The following is an 18,098-nucleotide window of genomic DNA, read 5'->3' on the forward strand; positions in this document are numbered from 1 at the left end:
TTGCCCGCGGCGTCGAAATGGCTCAGCACGTCAACAGCGCCCGGGTTGCGGCGGCGACATCGGCCTGACGCATCAGGCTTTCGCCGATCAGGAACCGCCGCGCGCCGACCTCGGCCATCGCCGCCATGTCGGCGGGGGTGAAGATGCCGCTTTCGCAGACCAATTCGCGCCCCTCGACCAGGATCGTGGGCGCCAGTTGACGGGTCACATCCAGTGTCACCTCGAAGGTCTTCAGATTGCGGTTGTTCACCCCAAGCAGCGGCGATTTCAGGCATTTCAGCGCCCGGTCCAGTTCCGCGCCGTCATGCACCTCGATCAGCGCATCCATGCCCCAGCCCGTCGCGGCCTCCTCCAGCTCGACCGCCAGCGCGTCTTCGACCGAGGCCATGATGATCAGGATGCAATCGGCGCCCCAGGCGCGGGCCTCGGCAACCTGATAGGGGTCGTAAAGGAAATCCTTGCGCAAAGCGGGCAGGGCGCAGGCGCTGCGCGCCGCGATCAGATAGTCGGGGGCGCCCTGAAAGCTGGGCGCATCGGTCAGCACCGACAGACAGGCGGCGCCGCCCTCTTCATAGGCGCGTGCCAGCGCAGGCGGGTCGAAATCGGGGCGGATCAGCCCTTTCGAGGGCGAGGCCTTCTTGATTTCCGCAATCAACCCATAGCCTTGCGCGGATTTCCTGCGCAAAGCCTCGGCAAAGCCCCGGCACGGCGTCTGCGCGCGGGCCTGCGCCTCAAGATCCGCCATCGACACGCGGGTCTTCGCCGCGGCCACTTCCTCAAGCTTGTAGGCCTTGATCCGGTCGAGGATATTGGTCATGCGCCCAGCACCTCGCGCAAGGCCACCAGCCGCGCCTTGGCCGCGCCCGAGGCGAGGCTCTCCGCCGCCATCTCGGCCCCCGCTTTCAGATCACCCGCCTTGCCCGCCACGACCAGCGCGGCCGCCGCGTTCAACACCACCGCATCGCGGTAAGCCCCCGTGCGGCCATCGAGCAAGTCGTTGAAGGCGCGCGCATTCTCGGCCGGTTCGCCGCCGATGATCGCCTCGAACGGATGGGTGGGCAGACCGGCTTGCTCGGGGTGGACCTCGAAGTCCGTGATCTCGCCATTGCGCAAAGCCGCCACCCAGCTCACGCCGCAGATCGACAGCTCATCGGTGCCGTCCGAGCCATGCACAAGCCAGGCCGCCTCCGACCCCAGCGCTTTGAGCACCTCGGCCATCGGCCGGATCCAGTCGCGCGAGAAGGCCCCGGTCAGCTGCCGCTTCACCCCCCCCGGATTGGTCAGCGGCCCAAGCAGGTTGAACACCGTGCGCGTGCCCAGTTCCACCCGCGCCGGGCCGATATGCTTCATCGCCGGATGGTGCATCGGTGCCATCAGAAAGGTGATCCCGGTCTGCGCCAGCGCCCTTTCGGCGACCTCCGGCCCCTTCATCACGTCAAGCCCCAGCGCCGTCAGCGCATCCGCCGCGCCGGATTTCGAGCTGAGATTGCGGTTGCCGTGCTTGGCCACCGGCACCCCCGCCCCCGCAACAACAAAGGCCGTCGCGGTCGAGATGTTCAACGTGCCCTTGCCGTCGCCGCCGGTGCCGACAATATCCATCGCCCCTTCGGGCGCCGCGATCCGGTGCATCTTCGAGCGCATCACGGAAGCCGCGGCGGCAATCTCGTCCACGGTCTCGCCGCGGGTGCGCAAGGCCATCAAAAGTCCGCCCATCTGCGCCGGTGTCGCCGCGCCCTCGAAGAAGATTTCAAACGCCGTCTCCGCCTCGGCACGGGTCAGCGGACGCTCGGCAGCAAGGCCGATCAGGGGCTTGAGCTGGCTCATGCGCGCACCTTCACTTTCGCTTCCGTCAGGAAATTGCGCAGCATCGCATGGCCATGCTCTGACGCGATGGATTCGGGGTGGAATTGCACCCCCTCGATCAGCTTGTCGCGGTGCCGCAGCCCCATGATCATGCCGCTCTCCAGCTCTGCCGTGACTTCAAGGCAGGCGGGCAGGGTTTCCCGTTCGACGACGAGCGAGTGATAGCGCGTCGCCAGAAACGGGCTGGGCAGACCGGCGAAGACGCCCTTGCCCTGATGGTGGATGGTGCCCATCTTGCCATGCACGATCTCGCCCGCGCGGATCACCCTTCCGCCGAAGGCCTCGCCGATGGTCTGATGGCCCAGACAGACGCCCAGCAGCGGCACCCCCGCCTCGGCCGCCGCAAGGGTCAGCGGCAGGCAGATCCCCGCCTGCGCCGGATCGCAGGGCCCGGGGCTCAGCACGATCGCCTCGGCGCCAAGGCCCATCGCCGCCTGCACATCCATCGCGTCGTTGCGCACCACCTTCACATCCGCGCCAAGCGCGCCGAAATAATGCACCAGATTCCAGGTGAAACTGTCGTAGTTGTCGATCAGCAGAAGCATGCGCAATTCCTTTGGGCCGCCCGCATTCTGGGGGTGAACCGGGTCAGGCGTCGCGGTATAGATGTTCAGAGCAAGCGGCCGGGGTCAAGCCTTCAAGGCCGCGATGAAGGCGCGCAGAAAGCGGCAAAGGATCAAAGAGGGGCAGCGATGGCAGGCGGTCTGATCAAGGGCATGGTTGCGGGGGTGGTCGTCTCGGGGCTGGGGCTGGGCGCGGTCTCGCTGGTGCTGCCGTTGCCGTCGCAAGGCCCGGGCCGGACCGCGCCGCCCAAGGCCGCGCCCCTTGATCCCGCCGCCACCGATCCCGCCGCCGCGCAGGCGGTGCCCGGGACACCGGCCGCAACGCCCGCCCCAGCCCGGACGGCGCCGACCGAGGGGCAGCCCGCGCCCGTGCCCGCGCCCGTGCCTGTGACGGAACCGCCCGCGAAGCCCGAAACCGCGGTGACGCCGCCGGTGATCGCGCCGCCCGAGCAACCCCCCGCCGTCGCGCTCGACCTTCCGCCGCAGGCCGAGCCCGCGATGCCGGTGCCGCCCGGCATCGCTCCCGCCCCCTCCCTGCCCCCCGCCGCGCCTGCGCCCGCGCCCGGTCCGGGCGGCGAGATCACCCTGATGCCCGATGGCGCGCTGGTGCCTCCAGGCCCCGCGCGGCCGCGGGTGATCGTTCCGGGGCAAGGCGGGCCGGGCGAGGGGGGCGCGGGCTTCGCCGCCGCCGAGGGGACGAAGGTGAACCGCCTGCCGCAGGTGGGCTCGGCGCCGCGGGGCAGTTCCGTGCCGCCCTCGGGCGCGCCGGTGACGCCCTTCGGGTCCGACGCCACGCCGCCCGCGGCCCCGCCCGCGCCCGAGGCCTCCGGCCCGGCGCTGACCCGTTTTGGCGCGGCTTTCGTGGAAAAGCCGGGCAAGCCCTATGTGACGGTGCTGCTGGTCGATGTCGGCACCACGGCGGGCGGGCTTGACGCGCAGACGATCGCGGCGCTTGGCAGCTGGGTGACGGTGGTGCTCGACCCCGCGGCCCCCGGCGTGACCGAGGCGGCCGCGACCTACCGTGCCGCCGGGCTCGAGGTGGCGATGCTGGCCGGGTCGCTGCCCGCGGGCGCGCAGGCGCAGGATCTCGAGGTGGCGCTGGCGGCCTGGCAGCGGGCGGTGCCGCAGGCGGTGGCGCTGGTCGAGCCGGAAACGCCGGTGCTGCAGGGCAAGGCGCCGCTGCTGGCGCAGGCGGAAAAGGCGCTGGCCGCCGAGGGCATGGCCTATGTGACGCAACCGGGCGGCATCGGCGCGCGGGCCACGAAAGACGTGCCGCGCGCGGGCATCTTCCGGGTTCTGGACACGCGGCGCGACAAGGCGGCGGTGATCAGCCGCACCCTTGGCCGCGCCGGCTTCGAGGCGGCCCGCGATGGTGCCACGGTCGTCATGCTCTCGGCCTGGCCCGAATCCGTCGCCGGTCTGACCGCCTGGGCCGCCGAGGAGGGGGCGAATTACAACCTCGCACCGCTTTCGGCGCTGATCGGGGCGGGGAAGGCCAAATAAGCGCCGCGCCCGGCCCGGCCTCCGGCAAGAGCGTCTTTTCCCCAAGCAGAAACGGCAGGGGTTTTTTCTTGGCCAAAATACGCTCCTTTTCGCGCCGGACCCCAAGCGCCGCGGTCGGATTTGCGTATTTGTAGCAAGAAAAAGCCCTCCCCGCAGGGAAGGCTGTCTTGAAGGCTGTTTTTTTCTTGGCGCAAATACGCCCTTCGCGCGGGCGGCTTTACAGGTTCGCCCGCCGCACGAACAGCCCTGCATCTTCCGCCGCGCGGCGCAGGGCCTTGGATTTGTTCACGGTTTCCTGGAACTCGGCTTCGGGGTCGCTGTCATAGACGACGCCGCCGCCTGCCTGGATGTAGAGCGTCTGATCCTTCACCACCGCGGTGCGCAGCGCGATGCACATGTCCATTTCGCCATTGGCCGCAAAATAGCCCACGCCGCCGCCATAGATGCCGCGCTTTTCCGGCTCCAGCTCGTCGATGATCTCCATCGCGCGCACCTTCGGTGCCCCCGAAACCGTGCCCGCGGGCAGACCGGCCAGAAGCGCCGAAAGCGCATCCTCGCCATCCGCCAGTTCGCCGACCACGTTCGAGACGATATGCATGACGTGGGAATAGCGCTCGATCACGAATTTCTCGGTCGGCCGCACCGTGCCGATCTTCGCCACCCGGCCCACATCGTTGCGGCCCAGATCGAGCAGCATCAGATGCTCGGCCAGTTCCTTCTTGTCGGCGAGCAGGTCGGCTTCCAGCGCCTTGTCTTCCGCGGGCGTCGCGCCGCGGGGGCGGGTGCCCGCGATCGGGCGGATCGTCACCTCGCCGTCGCGCAGCCGCACCAGGATTTCGGGGCTGGCGCCGACGATCTGGAAGCCGCCGAAATTGAGAAAGAACATGAAGGGCGAGGGGTTGGTGCGCCGCAAGCTCCGGTAGAGCGCAAAGGGCGGCAGCGGGAAATCCGCCGACCAGCGCTGCGCGGGCACGACCTGAAAGATGTCGCCCGCACGGATATAGTCTTTCGCCTTTTCCACCGCGGCCTTGTAGCCCTCGGGGGTAAAGTTCGATTTCAGCGGCCCGACCTGCGCCGCTTCGCCCATTTCGCGGCCCTGCGCGGGCGAGCGGTCCAGATCGCGCAAAGCATCCATCACCCGTTCGGCGGCCTGCGCATAGGCCGCCCGCGCCGAGAGCCCCGAGCCCTGGAAGGCGGGCGCACAGAGGATCACATCGCCCTTGACCCCGTCGAGCACCGCCACGACCGAGGGCCGCATCAAGACCGCATCGGGCACGCCCAGCGGATCGGGGTTGACGTTCGGCAGATGCTCGACCAGCCGGATCGTGTCATAGCCAAGATAGCCGAACAGCCCGGCCGCCGCCGCGGGCAGGCCCTCGGGCATGTCGATCCGGCTTTCGGCAATCAGCGCGCGCAAGGACTCGAACGGATGGCCGGGCAGATCCTCGAAGCCGTCCTCGAACCGCGCCTGCCGGTTGATCCGCGCCCGCTCGCCGCGGCATTCCCAGATCACGTCGGGCTTCATGCCGATGATCGAATAGCGCCCCCGAACCTCGCCGCCGGTCACCGATTCCAGCATGAAGCTGTTCTTCTGCGCATCCGCCAGCTTCAGCATCAGGGACACCGGCGTGTCCAGATCGGCCGCCAGCCGCGCATAGACCAGCTGGTTGCGGCCCGCGGCCCAGGCGGTTTCGAAAGCCTCATAAGCGGGGAAAAGCGCGACCATTGCGGCCTCCGTCACTGAAACTGCGCTTGCACGGCAGCGATCATGCCGCTGTCGAGGGTGATCCCGGCCTCGGCCTGGGCGGCGCGGGCATAAAAGGCCGCCAGATCGGCGCCGATCAATTGCCCCAGCCGGGTGTCGAAGGTCTTGCGCAGCTGCACAAGTTCGGGATCGGCCAGATCGGCCGGTTTCACCGCGCGCACCAACAGAACGAAGACCTTCTCGCCCTCGGTCAGGGTCGCGGATTTGCCCGCCGCCGTCGCGAAAGCGGTCTGCGCCAGCCCCTGCGGCGCACCTTCGACAAAGCCGCCGCGCTGCAGATCCGGGGCGGTCTTTTCGTCCAGCCCCTGCGTCGCCAGGGTTTGACCGGCTGCCGCCGCCGCGCCCGCCACCTCGGCCTTCGCCTGTTTCGCCTTCACCACCTCGGCCTTGCGCCAGCTGGCCTCGACCTTGTCGCGCAGCTGATCAAAGGGGATCGGCGCCGCCGCCGTCACCCCGTCCAGCCGCAGCGCGAAGACGCCGCCGTCTTCCAGCACCGCCAGTTCCGGGAAATCCTCGGTCGTGGCCTTGGCGGCGGCCTCGCGGAAGGCGTCATAGGCGGCGATCCCGTCCCGGGTATCGGCGGCCATCGAGATCTTGCCCGCCTGCATCTTCGTTTCCTTGACCATGTCCTCAAGCGTCGCGCCCGAGGCCAGACGATCCTCCAGATCCGTGGTCATGTCGCCGATCATCCGGCGGGCCTTTTCCATCGCCAGCTCCGCCGCGATATCGCCGCGGGCTTCCTCGAAAGTGGTGGTCTCGCTCGGCGTCACCGCCTGAAAGTCGAACAGCGCCGGGCCAAGGTCGGTCTCATAGGGGCCGATCACGCCGGGGCTGGTCCGGGCAAAGACCGCTTCGCCCGCCGCGCCGCCGATTTCGTCTTGCGAAACATCGCCAAGGTCGATGTCGGCCGCGCTCAGCCCGCGTTCCTTCGCCAGATCGGCCAGGCTGGCCTTGCCCGCGGCGATCTTCGCCATCCCCGCCTCGGCCTCGGCCTCGGTCGGGAACACCAGCTTCGCAATCTTGCGCCGCTCGGGCTGGATGTATTCCGCCTTGCGCTCGTCATAGGTGGCGCGCAGCTGCGCCTCGTCGATGGCGATGCCGTCCCTGAGCATCTCGGGCGTCAGCCAGACGTAGGAGATTTCGCGGGTTTCGGGCCGGGTGAATTCGGCAAGATGCCCGTCGTAATAGGCTTTCAGCACCGCGTCATCGGGGCTGGCCGGGGCGATCCCCGCTGCCGGGATCTCGGCAAAGACCACGTCGCGGGTCTCGCCCAGATAGCCGATATAGCCATCAAGCAGCGCCGCCGGGGCCTGCACGCCGCCCGCCACCGCGCCCTGCAGGATCGAGCGCGCGATATCGGCGCGCAGCCGGGTTTCGAATTCCGTTTCGGTCAGACCCTCGCGGCGCAGCACCTCGCGGTAGGTTTCGCGATCAAAGCTGCCGGTGGCGCCCTGAAACGGCCGCGCCGTGCGGATCTGCCGGCTCACCTCGGCATCGCCGATCGAAAGCTCCAGCCTGCGCGCCTGTTCGCTCAGCGCCGCGGTGTTGAAAAGCTGCGCCTGCACGACCTGATCAATCCCCATCGCCCGGACCTCTGCCATGCTGGGCGCATGGCCGATCTGCGCCGCGACGGCGTTGATTTCCTGGCGCAGCGCCTGCGCATAGTCGCGCGCGGTGATTTCGCTCTCGCCGACCGCGCCGATGCTCTGGCCGCGGTTCGAGAAATTCCCGACCTGATAGCCGCCAAGCCCCAGAACGATCATGGCCACAAGCACCCAGACCGTCACGCTCTTGCCAGAGCTGCGCAGCATCGTCGACATCGGACCTCCCGGGTTTTCTGGTCTTTTGCGGTGTTTAGGGCTTTGGGCGCGGGGCCGCAAGCGTCACGGGGCAAGGGCGGCAAGCCGTCTCATCAATTCCGCGATCCCCGCGGTGTCGATATTGGCAAAAGCGAAGCGCAGCTGGCGCGCGCCCGCCGGGTCGGTCGCGGGCATGAACATCGTGCCGGGCAGGGCCAGAACCGAGGCCTCGGTGACAAGGCGTTTGGCAAAGTCGGGTGCGGGCAGGGGCGAGGGATGGGTGACATAGGCGAAATAGGCGCCACAGCCTAGCGTTTCCCAGCCGGGCAGGGCGGCCAGCCCCGCCGTCATCGCGGCGCGGCGGGCCAGGATCTCGGCGCGCTCGCCTGCGACCCAGTCCGCAAGGTGGCGCATCCCCCAAAGCGCCGCGATCTGGCCCAGCTGCCCCGGGCAGATCGCGACGGTATCGAGGAATTTCTCGACCTCCGCCAGGCGGCCTTGGCTGGCGAGGATGGCGCCGACGCGGTGGCCGGTGAGCCGGTAGGCCTTGGAAAAGGAATAAAGCTGGATCAGCCCCGCGTCCCAGTCGGGATCGGTGAAAAGATCATGCGGCGCACCGGTGCGGGCGTCGAAATCGCGGTAGGTCTCATCGAGGATCAGCGCAAGGCCGTGACGGCGGGCCAGATCGGCAAAGGCGCGCACCAGCGCGGCGGGATATTCGACACCGCCCGGGTTGTTCGGCGTCACCAGCACGATGGCGCGGGTGGCAGGCGTGATCCGCGCCGCAGCATGATCGGGGTCGGGCAAAAGCCCCGGCCCGGTCGGCAGCGGAACCGCCCGCACCCCCGCCATGTCGAGCCACATTTTATGATTGAAATACCAAGGCGTTGGCAGAAGAACTTCATCGCCTACCCCGGCCAGCGTGGCAATCGCGGCGCAAAAGGCCTGATTGCAGCCCTGGGTGATGGCGACCTGCGCCGGGCGGATCGTGCCGCCATAGGCCAGGGACCATTGCGCCGCCACCTCGGCGCGCAGATCGGCGTTGCCCAGCACCGGGCCGTAAAGATGCGCGGCGGGGATGTTCAGCGCGGCTTCGGCGATCGCCTGCCGCAGGGCCAAGGGCGGCGGATCGACCGGCGCGGCCTGTGAAACGTTGATCAGGGGCCGCCCGGGCGGGAAGGTCACCCCGTCCAGCCAGCGCCGCGCCTCCATCACCGGGGGGGCGAAGGTGGCGGCAAGCGCGGGATTGAGCGGCTGGATCATCGCGGGCTCCGGTCAGTGTCGCGCCACCCTTCCACTCGGCCGCGCCCTTGGCAAGGGCGGGACGCCTGCGGCGGGCGCGTATTTGAGCCAAGAAAAAACCGGCTTCTTTTTCTTGGTCCAAATACGCCCTGTCGCGGGTGGGGCAGGGCGGGCGGTCAGTCGGTGCCGCGATAGGGCTGGACGTATTGCAGCGCCATGTCCCAGGGGAAGAAGATCCAGGTGTCCTGCGACACTTCGGTGATGAAGGTATCGACCTGTTCGCGGCCCTTGGGCTTGGCATAGACGGTGGCGAAATGCGCCTTGGGATACAGGCGGCGCACCAGTTCCAGCGTCTTGCCGCTGTCGACGAGATCGTCGATCACCAGAATGCCCTCGCCCTCGGCGCCCATCAGATCTTCCTGCGGCGCCTTGATCACCACCGGGGGCGATTGGGTCTGGTGGTTGTAGCCCTTGACCGAAATCGTGTCGATGATGCGGATGTTCAGCTCGCGCGCGATGATCGCCGCGGGGACCATGCCGCCGCGGGTGATGCCGACGATGGCTTTCCAGGCGCCATTGTCCGGCCCCTTGCCGTCCAGCCGCCAGGCCAGCGCCCGCGCGTCGCGATGCAGCTGGTCCCAGCTGACGTGAAAGCCTTTTTCATGCGGCAAACGTTCGGCCATGGAGGACTCCTCAGGTCAGGGCAAGCTTCAGGCCCATCAGCCCCAGAAGCCCGCCGAAAATGCGGTCGATCAGCTTCTTCAGCCCCAGATAGGCGGCCCGCGTCCGGTCGAGCGAGAAGATCCGCGCAACGATTACGTTCCAGACCGTATCGTTGAAGAAGATGATGCCCAGAATGACGCCATAGGCCCAGAAGGGCAGCACCGGCGGCAGGAAGGTCAGAAACACCGTGCCAAAGAAGACCGCCGGTTTCGGATTGGCAAGTTGCGCCGCGATGCCGCGCCAGACCTGCCCCGGCGCAGAGCGCTTCGCGTCATCCTCGGGCAGCTCCATCGACATCGGCTCGGCCGAATGGCGCCACATTTTATACGCGAGATAGAGCAGATAGGCCGCGCCCGCGACTTTCAGCGCCACAAGCAGGGTGGGGGCGATCCTGAACAGGATTGCCAGCCCGAACATCGCCGCCACGGCCCAGATGCAGGCGCCAAGGCCGATGCCCACGGCGAGCCAGGCGCCGCGGGCAAAGCCCTCGCGCAGCGAGGTGCGCGCCGCCAGCAGCACCGCAGGCCCCGGAGAGATCGCCGCCGCCAGCGAAATCATGTAGATGCCGAAGAAGGCGGCGAAACTCATCTCAGTCCTTGCGCCCCGTGACCACGTCGATATCGGGCGCATCCACCGCCTTCATGCCGACGACATGATAGCCCGCATCGACATGCAGGTTCTCGCCGGTGGTGCCCGAGCCCAGATCCGACAGCAGGTACAGCGCGGCCTTGCCGACCTCTTCCTGCGTCACGTTGCGGCGCAGCGGGCTGTTCAGCTCGTTCCACTTCATGATGTAGCGGAAATCGCCGATGCCCGAAGCGGCCAGCGTCTTGATCGGCCCGGCCGAGATCGCGTTGCAGCGGATGCCCAGCTTGCCCAGATCCTCGGCGATATATTTCACCGAAGCCTCGAGCGCCGCCTTCGCCACGCCCATCACGTTGTAGTGCGGCATCACCTGTTCGGCGCCGTAATAGGTCAGCGTCAGCAGCGAGCCACCGTTCGGCATCATCGCCGCGGCGCGGGCGCAGACGGCGGTGAAGGAATAGACCGAAATGTCCATTGTCATGGTGAAGTTGCCGCGCGAAGTATCGACATAACGGCCGCGCAGCTCGTTCTTGTCGGAAAACCCGATCGCATGGACGACGAAATCCAGCGTACCCCAAGCGTCCTTGAGACCGGCAAAAAGCGCATCCATGCTGTCTTCATTCGCCACGTCGCATTCGAACAGAAGCGGCGTGCCAAGGCTGGCGGCCAAGGGTTCGACCCGCTTTTTCAGCGCCTCGCCCTGATAGGAAAACGCCAGCTCCGCCCCCGCGTCGCCCAGCGCCTTGGCGATGCCCCAGGCGATCGACTTGTCATTGGCGAGCCCCATGATCAGGCCCCGTTTTCCCGCCATCAAGCCTGCCGTCATCTGGATTCTCCTGCTTGCCTCTGGAAAGTCCGCTTTCCTTAGGCGAAGATTGCAAAGTCAGCAAGGCGGGTTGACGCGGGCGCAACGGCGCGTTTGCGTCGCATCCTCAGGGAAAGGGCAGGACATGAGCGACAGAACCGGCATCTTTGCGGGCGAGGACCCCTTTGCCCTGGCGCAATCCTGGCTGATCGAGGCCGAAAAGACCGAGATCAACGACCCCAATGCGATCGCGCTTGCCACCGTCGATGCCGAGGGGCTGCCCAATGTCCGCATGGTGCTGTTGAAAGAGATCGAGGGGCGCGACGCCCCCTCGGGCGGGGCGTTCCTGTTCTACACCAATTACGGCTCTGCAAAATCGGCCGAGATCACGGCGGCGGGCAAGGCCGCCTTCGTGCTGCACTGGAAAAGTCTGCGCCGGCAGATCCGCGTGCGCGGGCTGGTCACGCGCAAGGAGGGGGCGCAGGCGGATGCCTATTACGCCTCGCGCTCGCTCAAGTCGCGGCTTGGCGCTTGGGCGTCGCGACAAAGTGAACCACTTGCCTCGCGCACGGCGCTGATGGCCGAGGTGGCGAAGGTGACGGCGGCGCATGGCACCGCGCCGACGCGCCCGCCGTTCTGGGGCGGCTTCCGCATCGTACCGCTCGAGATCGAATTCTGGGCCGATGGCGCCTTCCGGCTGCATGACCGGTTCCGCTGGCGCCGCGCCGCACCGGGCACGGCCTGGGAAATCCTGCGGCTGAACCCCTGATTCTGACCGGCGTCCGCGTCAAATGCGGCTCAAATTGGCTGCATTTCACGCTTCGTCAATCGCAGACTGCCCAAAAAGACAAGCCAAATCAGCTTGAATCCGGTTGCAAACCTGTGACAACTGAGCAGCGGCGCTCTGGCGGATCTTCACAGTCCCGGCGCATCATAAAATGGACGGCAGCGGATGGTTGACGAAACGGGCGCGGCGCGCGAGGCCGCGGGTCGGGTGAAATGGTTCGACGCGGGTAAGGGCTTCGGGTTCATCCTCGACGGCGAGGGCGGACCGGACATCCTGCTTCACGCCAATGTTCTGCGCAATTTCGGACAAAGCTCGGTGGCCGACAATGCGGGCATCCGCGTGCTGGTGCAGGCGACGCCGCGTGGCGCGCAGGCGGTCGAGGTGCTGGAAATCTCGCCGCCCGAGACCGAAACCCGGCTGGCGCCGATCGAAGATCTGGGCGAGACCGACCCCGAGGTGATCGCGGCGCTGCCGCTGGAACCGGCGCGGGTGAAGTGGTTCGACAAGGGCAAGGGATTTGGCTTTGCAAATGTCTTCGGGCGGCCCGAAGATGTGTTCATCCATGTCGAAGTGCTGCGCCGCTCGGGATTCGCCGATCTGGCGCCGGGAGAGGCGGTATGTCTGCGGGTGATCGAGGGACGGCGCGGCCGGATGGCGGCGCAGATCACAAGCTGGGAAGTGGCGCTGCGCGCGCGCTGAGGCGCGGTCTCTTGCTGGCGGCGCCAGGTCTTTTCTGCGCCGCGGCGGCCTTTGGCGCCGACTGCGACCGGGCCGGTTTCGCGGCGGCCCGGCAGGGGCAGGGGCCTGCCGTGCTGTGCATCGAGGGCGCGCGGGGCCTGGCGCGGCTGCGCGTCGAGATCGCCGATACCGAGGCCGAACGCGAACGCGGCCTGATGGGGCGGCGCGATCTGCCCCCCGGCACCGGGATGATCTTCGTCTATCCGACGCCGCGGCGGGTGGCGTTCTGGATGCATGACACGCCGCTGCCGCTGGACATGCTGTTCATCGACGCTGCGGGCCGGATCGAGTCGGTGCAGGAAAACGCCCGTCCCTATGACGACACGCCGATCTGGTCGGCCGGTCCGGTGCTTTATGTGCTGGAGATCGGAGGCGGGCAGGCGGCGGCGCTGGGGCTGCGCCCCGGTCAGCGCGTTGCGCCGCTCGATTGAGGCATTTCCCCTTTTCAGCGCCCGCCGCTGCCGCTATGGAAGGCGAAGCGGGGCGTAGCGCAGCCTGGTAGCGCGTCTGTTTTGGGTACAGAAGGTCGTGAGTTCGAATCTCGCCGCCCCGACCATCTTCACATCGAGAAGGAAATCCCGCAGCCGCAGCTGGCCGTCGCATTCGGGTTTTGCACCACGAACCGCGCCCCGATCAGCTCTTGCGTGTAGTCGATCACCGCATCTTGCAGGAACGGCAGGCTGACCGGGTCGATCAGCACGCGCTGGCCTTCCCCCTCGATCACCAGATCATCGGGCGCGGCCACCTCTTCCAGCTTCAGATCATATTGGAACCCCGAACAGCCGCCGCCCTCGACCGCGACGCGCAGCGCCTTGGGCGCGGCTTCCTGCGCATTCAGTTTCGCCAGACGCGCAAAGGCGCGGGGGGTGACTTTCGGCGGCAAAAGCATCGGGTTGGACCTGTTCTGTTGTTCCCTTTAGAGTATAGGAGGGGGCATGCCCTGCGACAAGGTGAGGTGAGAGATGCTGCAACCCTATGCCTGCAATCCCGAGGCCAGCCGGGGCCGGCGCTTCGCCGAAAACTATTCCACCTTCCGCACGCCGTTTCAGCGCGACCGCGACCGGATCATCCATTCCTCGGCGTTCCGGCGGCTCAAACACAAGACCCAGGTCTTTGTCGAGCATGAGGGCGATTATTACCGCACCCGGCTGACCCATACGATCGAGGTGGCGCAGGTGGCCCGCACGATCGCGGGCGCGCTGGGTCTGAACACCGATCTGGCCGAGGCGGTGGCCCTGGCGCATGATCTGGGCCATCCGCCCTTTGGCCATACCGGCGAGGATGCGCTGGCGCTGCTCATGGAGCCTTACGGCGGCTTTGATCACAACGCCCAGGCGCTGCGGATCGTGACACGGCTGGAACGCCATTACGCCGATTTCGACGGGCTGAACCTGACCTGGGAGACGCTGGAGGGCATCGCCAAGCACAACGGCCCGGTGGCGCAGCCGTGGAATTACGCGCTGGCCGAAGTGAATGCGCAATGGGATCTGGAACTGGGCACCAACGCCAGCGCCGAGGCGCAGGTGGCGGCCGTGGCCGATGACTGCGCCTACAACCACCACGACTTGCATGACGGCCTGCGCGCCGGGCTGTTCAGCGAAGCCGACCTGTGCGAGCTGCCGGTTCTGGGCGAGTGTTTTGCCGCGGTCGACAGGCTTTACCCCGGGCTGGACCCGATGCGGCGCCGCCACGAGGCGCTGCGGCGGGTCTTTGGCGTGATGGTCGAAGACGTGATCGCGGTGGCGAAGAACCGGCTGGACGCATTGCGCCCCCGCCATGTCGACGAGATCCGGGCGATGCAGGGGCCGATCATCCGGTTTTCCAAGCCGCTTTATCAGAATATCAAGGCGATCAAGAGCTTCCTGTTCACCCGGATGTATCGCGCCCCCTCGGTGGTGGTGGAACGGCAGCGGGTGACGGGGATCGTGAATGCGCTGTTCCCGCTGTTCCTCGAACGCCCCGAGCTATTGCCCGAGGATTGGCAGGCCGATGTCGCCCGCGCCCGGTTGCAGGGCAATTCGGAACTGGCGCGCACGGTGCTGGATTACGTTGCGGGCATGACCGACCGTTTCGCGATCCAGGAACATCAGCGGCTGTTCGGCGCAGACTGAGCGCGGATTTGCGTATTCGTGCCAGGAAAAACGCATGGGTTCCCCGGGTGGGAAAGACCGTCCGCATCTTTGCGACGGGATGAGTTTGCGACAGGGCGGGTTAGGGCGGTGTGAGATGCGCCGTCCCCGGGGGCGGGGGACGGCGCACCCGTTTCAGCCCCTGTCGGCGTCGTAATCGCCCTCGTGACCGAAGGCGTCCTTGTTCGCCTTTTTCTGGATCTTGATGTCGCCGGGGCTCGCGCCCTCCTCGGTCATCCGGGTGATGATCTTGTCGGCGGCCTTCTGGCGTTTCTTGTCCATCACATCGTCGTCGGACATTGCATCCTCCAAAGTGGCAAGACATGCGGCTTTTGCCGCGCAACCAGCCTAGCACAACTTTAGCGTGCGTGCCATGCCCTTCGGCGGGGCCTTATTGCATCATTTCCTTCGTCGCCGAGAGCTTCACGCCCTCATAATCGCGCACCACCCGGTCGATGTCCCATTGCAGCCGGGTCAGGAAGACGATGTCGCCATCGTGATCGGTCGCGATATGCTGCTTGTTCACGTTCACCAGCTTTTCGACCAGATCCTTCGGCCCCTGCACCCAGCGCGCCGAGGTGAATTGCGAGCTTTCGAACCGGACCGGAATGCCGTATTCGATCTCGATCCGGCTGGCCAGAACGTCGAATTGCAGCGCGCCGACGACGCCGACGATGAAGCCCGAGCCGATCATCGGCTTGAACACCTTCGCCGCGCCTTCCTCGGCGAATTGCATCAGCGCCTTTTCCAGATGCTTGCCCTTCATCGGATCGGTCGAGCGCACGGCTTGCAGAAGTTCCGGCGCGAAACTCGGAATGCCGGTGAAGCGCAGCTTCTCCCCCTCGGTCAGTGCGTCGCCGATGCGCAGCTGCCCGTGGTTCGGAATGCCGATGATGTCGCCCGCCCAGGCCTCCTCGGCCAGTTCGCGGTCGGCGGCCAGAAACAGCACCGGGTTCGAAACCGCCATCGGCTTGCCCGAACGCACATGCAAAAGCTTCATCCCGCGCTCGAAATGCCCCGAGGCCAGACGCACGAAAGCCACCCGGTCGCGGTGCTTGGGGTCCATGTTCGCCTGAACCTTGAAGACAAAGCCGGTGACCGCGGTCTCCTCCGAGGAAATCTGCCGCTCGGCTGCCTTTTGCGGCTGCGGCTCGGGGCCGTATTCGCCCATGCCATCCATCAACTCCTTGACGCCAAAGGAATTGATCGCCGAGCCGAACCAGATCGGCGTCATGTGGCCTTCCAGAAAGCTTTGCCGGTCGAAGGCGGGCAGAAGCTCGCGCGCCATCGCCACTTCCTCGCGCAGCTTCGCCAGCAGATCGGCGGGCACATGATCGGCAAGCTTCGGATCGTCGAGCCCGTCGATCTTGATACTTTCCGCGACGCGGTTGCGGTCGGCCCGGTCCATCAGCTCCAGCCGGTCGTGCAGGATATCGTAGCAGCCGACGAAGTCGCGCCCCATCCCGATCGGCCAGCTTGCCGGGGCCACGTCGATCGCCAGATTTTCCTGAATCTCGTCGATGATCTCGAACGTGTCGCGGCTTTCGCGGTCCATCTTGTTGCAAAAGGTCAGGATCGGCAGATCGCGCAGCCGGCAGACCTCGAACAGTTTCCGCGTCTGGCTTTCCACCCCCTTCGCCCCGTCGATCACCATGATCGCGGCATCGACCGCGGTCAGTGTGCGATAGGTGTCCTCGGAAAAGTCCGAGTGGCCGGGCGTGTCGACCAGATTGAAGCGATACTGGCGGAAATCGAAGCTCATCGCCGAGGCGGAAACCGAGATGCCGCGCTCCTGTTCCAGCTTCATGAAGTCCGAGCGCGTGCGCCGCGCCTCGCCCTTGGCGCGGACTTGCCCCGCCATCTGGATCGCGCCGCCAAACAGCAGGAATTTTTCCGTGAGCGTGGTTTTCCCGGCGTCGGGGTGCGAGATGATCGCAAAGGTCCGGCGGCGGGCGATTTCGGGCGGGAGGGGGGCACGGTTGCTCATGCGCGGCCTTTAGCGCAAGGCGGGATGGCGGGCAAGAAGGACGGATTTTTCCCGCCCGACCTGCGGCAAATTGATCCGCGTCATGGCGTGGCGCGTGGAATCATTCCAATCTCGGGGAACGTCGGGCGGGCTTCGTGGGGGAGCCCGTCTTCGGCGGATGGGGGTCGCTTACGCGCCCGACCCCGATCGGAACAGGAGGCTGCCATGGCAAGGGTCGATCCCGCCGCCGGGTCCTTGAATGTGCGCGAAACGGTTCTGTGCCCCTATTGCGGGGTGCCGCTGTTCACCGCCAGGGACCGCGAAAAACATCTGGAGCTGAAGCTCTGCCGTCCCGAGGGCGAGGCGGCCTGGGATTGCGCCGATTGCACCGATCCGCATGCGCGCCCGGAGGACCGCTGCGGTTGCGGCCGCGCGGCGGACTAGGGCTCAGTCCTTCTTGCGAAACAGCGCCTCGCGGCCGACGCGGTCAAGCATCTCGCGCCCGGCCTCGGTGCCAAAATGCGGGGTATGGGTCAGATCGGGCAGGCGGGCCTTGATCTCGGCGCTCAGTTCCTCGGGCATCAGGCTCAGCGTCGCCTCGGACAGCTGCAGGCTTTCGACCGGCACGCCCTCGGCATAGACGATCTCGTGGCGGTCGAAGACCAGCGCGAAATAATCGACATAGCCGCCCTCGCGGCGCCAGACATGGTCGCCATCGACCAGATGCTTGGCCTGAACCAGAATCTCGGCGGTGTCGCCCAGCCGCTTTTCGCCGCGCCGATAGAGGAACACCCGGTGATGCGGCGCGACGACCAGATCGCTTTCATTGCCGAGTGTGCCCGCCGAGATCACCACCGGCGCGAAAGAGCCGAGCGCGCGCAGCGTCGCGCGCGCCACCAGCCGCACCGGCTGCGGGCCGCTGTCGCGCGTGAGCACCCGGTCCCCCGGCGCCAAGGTCTCGATCGGGCGCTGCGCGCCGCCCGCCATGGTGATCAGCGTGCCGGTGGTGAAGGCGATGCAGACCAGGTCCGAAAGCCGCACATCGCCCGGATCATCGGTGGCATCGAGCAGGGTGTAATCGACCCGCGGCGCGATCGGCGACAGCGGCAGGGCATAGAGGATCTGCGTTTCCTCGTGCCGGATCAACAGGATGTCGACCGTGTCGCCTTCGGGCGTGATGAAGACATGCCGCGCCAGCAGGGCGATCCGGTCGCCCTCGGCGCCCAGTTCCGAGCCCGCGCAGATGCGCTGCCCGGTCTCGGGATCGGCGGCGATCAGCAGCCGCAGCGGCCGGGCGTCGCGGTCCAGCTGATAGATGTCGCCGGGCTGGCACAGCGCGGCCAGATCAAGCCCGTCGCCCTGATTGGCGCCCGAGGTCACCCAGATCAGATCGGCCTCATAGACGTGAACGACCTGAGGCGGCAGGGAACGCGAGGCGGTCATGGCGGGTCCGGGGAAGGAAGGTTGGGCGAGGATCGCAGCATCTGCTGCAAATTCGGTTAATGCCCGCGCCCCCATCCGTCAAGGCGCGGCCACGGACTGGCCGGGCAGGGGGGCGCTGCCCCCCTCTGGCTGCGCCATTCACCCCCCGGGATATTTCGGGCAAGGTAAAACCGGATGCCTTTCATCT

The 18,098-nt window shown here is 66.9% G+C and carries 19 protein-coding genes and 1 tRNA gene; 7 read left to right on the forward strand and 13 right to left on the reverse strand.

Annotated elements, in window-relative coordinates:
• Positions 1-22: 22 nt before the first annotated feature.
• The 3 genes from trpC to AC4PTB_RS06075 are packed head-to-tail and all read right to left on the reverse strand — an operon-like array spanning position 23 to position 2,408.
• Positions 23-817 (reverse strand): indole-3-glycerol phosphate synthase TrpC, encoded by a 795-nt coding sequence (gene trpC / locus AC4PTB_RS06065; RefSeq protein ID WP_492192167.1) that lies wholly within the window; start codon positions 815-817, stop codon positions 23-25.
• A complete protein-coding gene (gene trpD / locus AC4PTB_RS06070) occupies positions 814-1,824 on the reverse strand; it encodes an anthranilate phosphoribosyltransferase (RefSeq protein ID WP_492192168.1) in 1,011 nt (336 codons plus the stop codon). Before trpD ends, trpC begins: the two co-directional genes overlap by 4 nt.
• Entirely contained in the window at positions 1,821-2,408 is a 588-nt protein-coding gene (locus AC4PTB_RS06075; protein WP_492192169.1) for an anthranilate synthase component II, read from the reverse strand. Before AC4PTB_RS06075 ends, trpD begins: the two co-directional genes overlap by 4 nt.
• 147 nt (positions 2,409-2,555) lie before the next feature.
• Between AC4PTB_RS06075 and AC4PTB_RS06080 the strand changes: the two genes are divergently transcribed.
• A complete protein-coding gene (locus AC4PTB_RS06080) occupies positions 2,556-3,929 on the forward strand; it encodes a divergent polysaccharide deacetylase family protein (RefSeq protein WP_492192170.1) in 1,374 nt (457 codons plus the stop codon).
• A gap of 217 nt (positions 3,930-4,146) precedes the next feature.
• Here AC4PTB_RS06080 and trpE read toward each other — a convergent pair whose 3' ends face one another.
• The 6 genes from trpE to fabI form a co-directional block, all read right to left on the reverse strand.
• Positions 4,147-5,655 (reverse strand): anthranilate synthase component I, encoded by a 1,509-nt coding sequence (gene trpE / locus AC4PTB_RS06085; RefSeq protein WP_492192171.1) that lies wholly within the window; start codon positions 5,653-5,655, stop codon positions 4,147-4,149.
• An 11-nt stretch (positions 5,656-5,666) separates the two neighbouring features.
• Entirely contained in the window at positions 5,667-7,514 is a 1,848-nt protein-coding gene (locus AC4PTB_RS06090; RefSeq protein ID WP_492192172.1) for a SurA N-terminal domain-containing protein, read from the reverse strand.
• Positions 7,515-7,577: 63 nt separating this feature from the next.
• Positions 7,578-8,756 carry an aminotransferase gene (locus AC4PTB_RS06095; RefSeq protein ID WP_492192173.1) on the reverse strand — a complete coding sequence of 393 codons (1,179 nt, stop codon included), beginning with the start codon at positions 8,754-8,756 and terminating at the stop codon, positions 7,578-7,580.
• 155 nt (positions 8,757-8,911) lie between these two features.
• Entirely contained in the window at positions 8,912-9,418 is a 507-nt protein-coding gene (gene gpt / locus AC4PTB_RS06100) for a xanthine phosphoribosyltransferase (RefSeq protein ID WP_492192174.1), read from the reverse strand.
• 10 nt (positions 9,419-9,428) lie between these two features.
• On the reverse strand, positions 9,429-10,046 hold the full coding sequence (locus tag AC4PTB_RS06105) for a LysE family translocator (RefSeq protein ID WP_492192175.1): 618 nt from the start codon (positions 10,044-10,046) through the stop codon (positions 9,429-9,431).
• 1 nt (position 10,047) lies between these two features.
• A complete protein-coding gene (gene fabI / locus AC4PTB_RS06110) occupies positions 10,048-10,869 on the reverse strand; it encodes an enoyl-ACP reductase FabI (protein WP_013068059.1) in 822 nt (273 codons plus the stop codon).
• Positions 10,870-10,993: 124 nt separating this feature from the next.
• On the opposite strand from fabI, the gene pdxH reads away from it, so the two are divergent.
• The 4 genes from pdxH (at position 10,994) to AC4PTB_RS06130 (ending at position 12,929) form a co-directional block, all read left to right on the forward strand.
• Positions 10,994-11,617, forward strand: a complete 624-nt coding sequence (gene pdxH, locus AC4PTB_RS06115) for a pyridoxamine 5'-phosphate oxidase (protein ID WP_492192176.1) — start codon at positions 10,994-10,996, stop codon at positions 11,615-11,617.
• A gap of 183 nt (positions 11,618-11,800) precedes the next feature.
• Positions 11,801-12,334, forward strand: a complete 534-nt coding sequence (locus AC4PTB_RS06120; protein WP_492192177.1) for a cold-shock protein — start codon at positions 11,801-11,803, stop codon at positions 12,332-12,334.
• Positions 12,335-12,345: 11 nt separating this feature from the next.
• The gene (locus AC4PTB_RS06125) at positions 12,346-12,804 is read left to right on the forward strand and encodes a DUF192 domain-containing protein (protein WP_492192178.1); all 459 of its coding nucleotides are present in this window, start codon (positions 12,346-12,348) and stop codon (positions 12,802-12,804) included.
• 48 nt (positions 12,805-12,852) lie between these two features.
• Positions 12,853-12,929: transfer RNA gene (locus AC4PTB_RS06130), tRNA-Pro, on the forward strand.
• A gap of 3 nt (positions 12,930-12,932) precedes the next feature.
• On the opposite strand, the gene AC4PTB_RS06135 is transcribed toward AC4PTB_RS06130, so the two are convergent.
• Positions 12,933-13,262, reverse strand: a complete 330-nt coding sequence (locus AC4PTB_RS06135) for a HesB/IscA family protein (protein WP_492192179.1) — start codon at positions 13,260-13,262, stop codon at positions 12,933-12,935.
• A gap of 73 nt (positions 13,263-13,335) precedes the next feature.
• On the opposite strand from AC4PTB_RS06135, the gene AC4PTB_RS06140 reads away from it, so the two are divergent.
• Complete coding sequence (locus AC4PTB_RS06140) at positions 13,336-14,484, forward strand: deoxyguanosinetriphosphate triphosphohydrolase (RefSeq protein ID WP_492192180.1); 1,149 nt, start codon at positions 13,336-13,338, stop codon at positions 14,482-14,484.
• Between the two features lie 153 nt (positions 14,485-14,637).
• Here the strand turns inward: AC4PTB_RS06140 and AC4PTB_RS06145 are convergent, their stop codons facing one another.
• Both AC4PTB_RS06145 and AC4PTB_RS06150 read right to left on the reverse strand, forming a co-directional pair.
• The gene (locus AC4PTB_RS06145; RefSeq protein WP_160320031.1) at positions 14,638-14,802 is read right to left on the reverse strand and encodes a hypothetical protein; all 165 of its coding nucleotides are present in this window, start codon (positions 14,800-14,802) and stop codon (positions 14,638-14,640) included.
• Positions 14,803-14,893: 91 nt separating this feature from the next.
• Positions 14,894-16,489, reverse strand: coding sequence for a peptide chain release factor 3 (locus AC4PTB_RS06150; RefSeq protein WP_492192181.1), 1,596 nt, complete (start codon positions 16,487-16,489; stop codon positions 14,894-14,896).
• Between the two features lie 204 nt (positions 16,490-16,693).
• Here AC4PTB_RS06150 and AC4PTB_RS06155 point away from each other — a divergent pair, with 204 nt between their 5' ends.
• Entirely contained in the window at positions 16,694-16,912 is a 219-nt protein-coding gene (locus AC4PTB_RS06155) for a hypothetical protein (RefSeq protein WP_492192182.1), read from the forward strand.
• Positions 16,913-16,915: 3 nt separating this feature from the next.
• On the opposite strand, the gene AC4PTB_RS06160 is transcribed toward AC4PTB_RS06155, so the two are convergent.
• Positions 16,916-17,911, reverse strand: coding sequence for a Hint domain-containing protein (locus AC4PTB_RS06160; protein WP_492192183.1), 996 nt, complete (start codon positions 17,909-17,911; stop codon positions 16,916-16,918).
• Positions 17,912-18,098 lie beyond the last annotated feature (187 nt).

The sequence above is a fragment of the Rhodobacter sp. 4.3.4 genome (assembly GCF_058724655.1).

Excerpts from the sequence above, each read along its gene's own strand:
- trpC (WP_492192167.1), bottom strand. The coding sequence starts at position 817 with ATGACCAATATCCTCGACCGGATCAAGGCCTACAAGCTTGAGGAAGTG.
- trpD (WP_492192168.1), bottom strand. The coding sequence starts at position 1,824 with ATGAGCCAGCTCAAGCCCCTGATCGGCCTTGCTGCCGAGCGTCCGCTG.
- AC4PTB_RS06075 (WP_492192169.1), bottom strand. The coding sequence starts at position 2,408 with ATGCTTCTGCTGATCGACAACTACGACAGTTTCACCTGGAATCTGGTG.
- AC4PTB_RS06080 (WP_492192170.1), top strand. The coding sequence starts at position 2,556 with ATGGCAGGCGGTCTGATCAAGGGCATGGTTGCGGGGGTGGTCGTCTCG.
- trpE (WP_492192171.1), bottom strand. The coding sequence starts at position 5,655 with ATGGTCGCGCTTTTCCCCGCTTATGAGGCTTTCGAAACCGCCTGGGCC.
- AC4PTB_RS06090 (WP_492192172.1), bottom strand. The coding sequence starts at position 7,514 with ATGTCGACGATGCTGCGCAGCTCTGGCAAGAGCGTGACGGTCTGGGTG.
- AC4PTB_RS06095 (WP_492192173.1), bottom strand. The coding sequence starts at position 8,756 with ATGATCCAGCCGCTCAATCCCGCGCTTGCCGCCACCTTCGCCCCCCCG.
- gpt (WP_492192174.1), bottom strand. The coding sequence starts at position 9,418 with ATGGCCGAACGTTTGCCGCATGAAAAAGGCTTTCACGTCAGCTGGGAC.
- AC4PTB_RS06105 (WP_492192175.1), bottom strand. The coding sequence starts at position 10,046 with ATGAGTTTCGCCGCCTTCTTCGGCATCTACATGATTTCGCTGGCGGCG.
- fabI (WP_013068059.1), bottom strand. The coding sequence starts at position 10,869 with ATGACGGCAGGCTTGATGGCGGGAAAACGGGGCCTGATCATGGGGCTC.
- pdxH (WP_492192176.1), top strand. The coding sequence starts at position 10,994 with ATGAGCGACAGAACCGGCATCTTTGCGGGCGAGGACCCCTTTGCCCTG.
- AC4PTB_RS06120 (WP_492192177.1), top strand. The coding sequence starts at position 11,801 with ATGGTTGACGAAACGGGCGCGGCGCGCGAGGCCGCGGGTCGGGTGAAA.
- AC4PTB_RS06135 (WP_492192179.1), bottom strand. The coding sequence starts at position 13,262 with ATGCTTTTGCCGCCGAAAGTCACCCCCCGCGCCTTTGCGCGTCTGGCG.
- AC4PTB_RS06140 (WP_492192180.1), top strand. The coding sequence starts at position 13,336 with ATGCTGCAACCCTATGCCTGCAATCCCGAGGCCAGCCGGGGCCGGCGC.
- AC4PTB_RS06145 (WP_160320031.1), bottom strand. The coding sequence starts at position 14,802 with ATGTCCGACGACGATGTGATGGACAAGAAACGCCAGAAGGCCGCCGAC.
- AC4PTB_RS06150 (WP_492192181.1), bottom strand. The coding sequence starts at position 16,489 with ATGAGCAACCGTGCCCCCCTCCCGCCCGAAATCGCCCGCCGCCGGACC.
- AC4PTB_RS06155 (WP_492192182.1), top strand. The coding sequence starts at position 16,694 with ATGGCAAGGGTCGATCCCGCCGCCGGGTCCTTGAATGTGCGCGAAACG.
- AC4PTB_RS06160 (WP_492192183.1), bottom strand. The coding sequence starts at position 17,911 with ATGACCGCCTCGCGTTCCCTGCCGCCTCAGGTCGTTCACGTCTATGAG.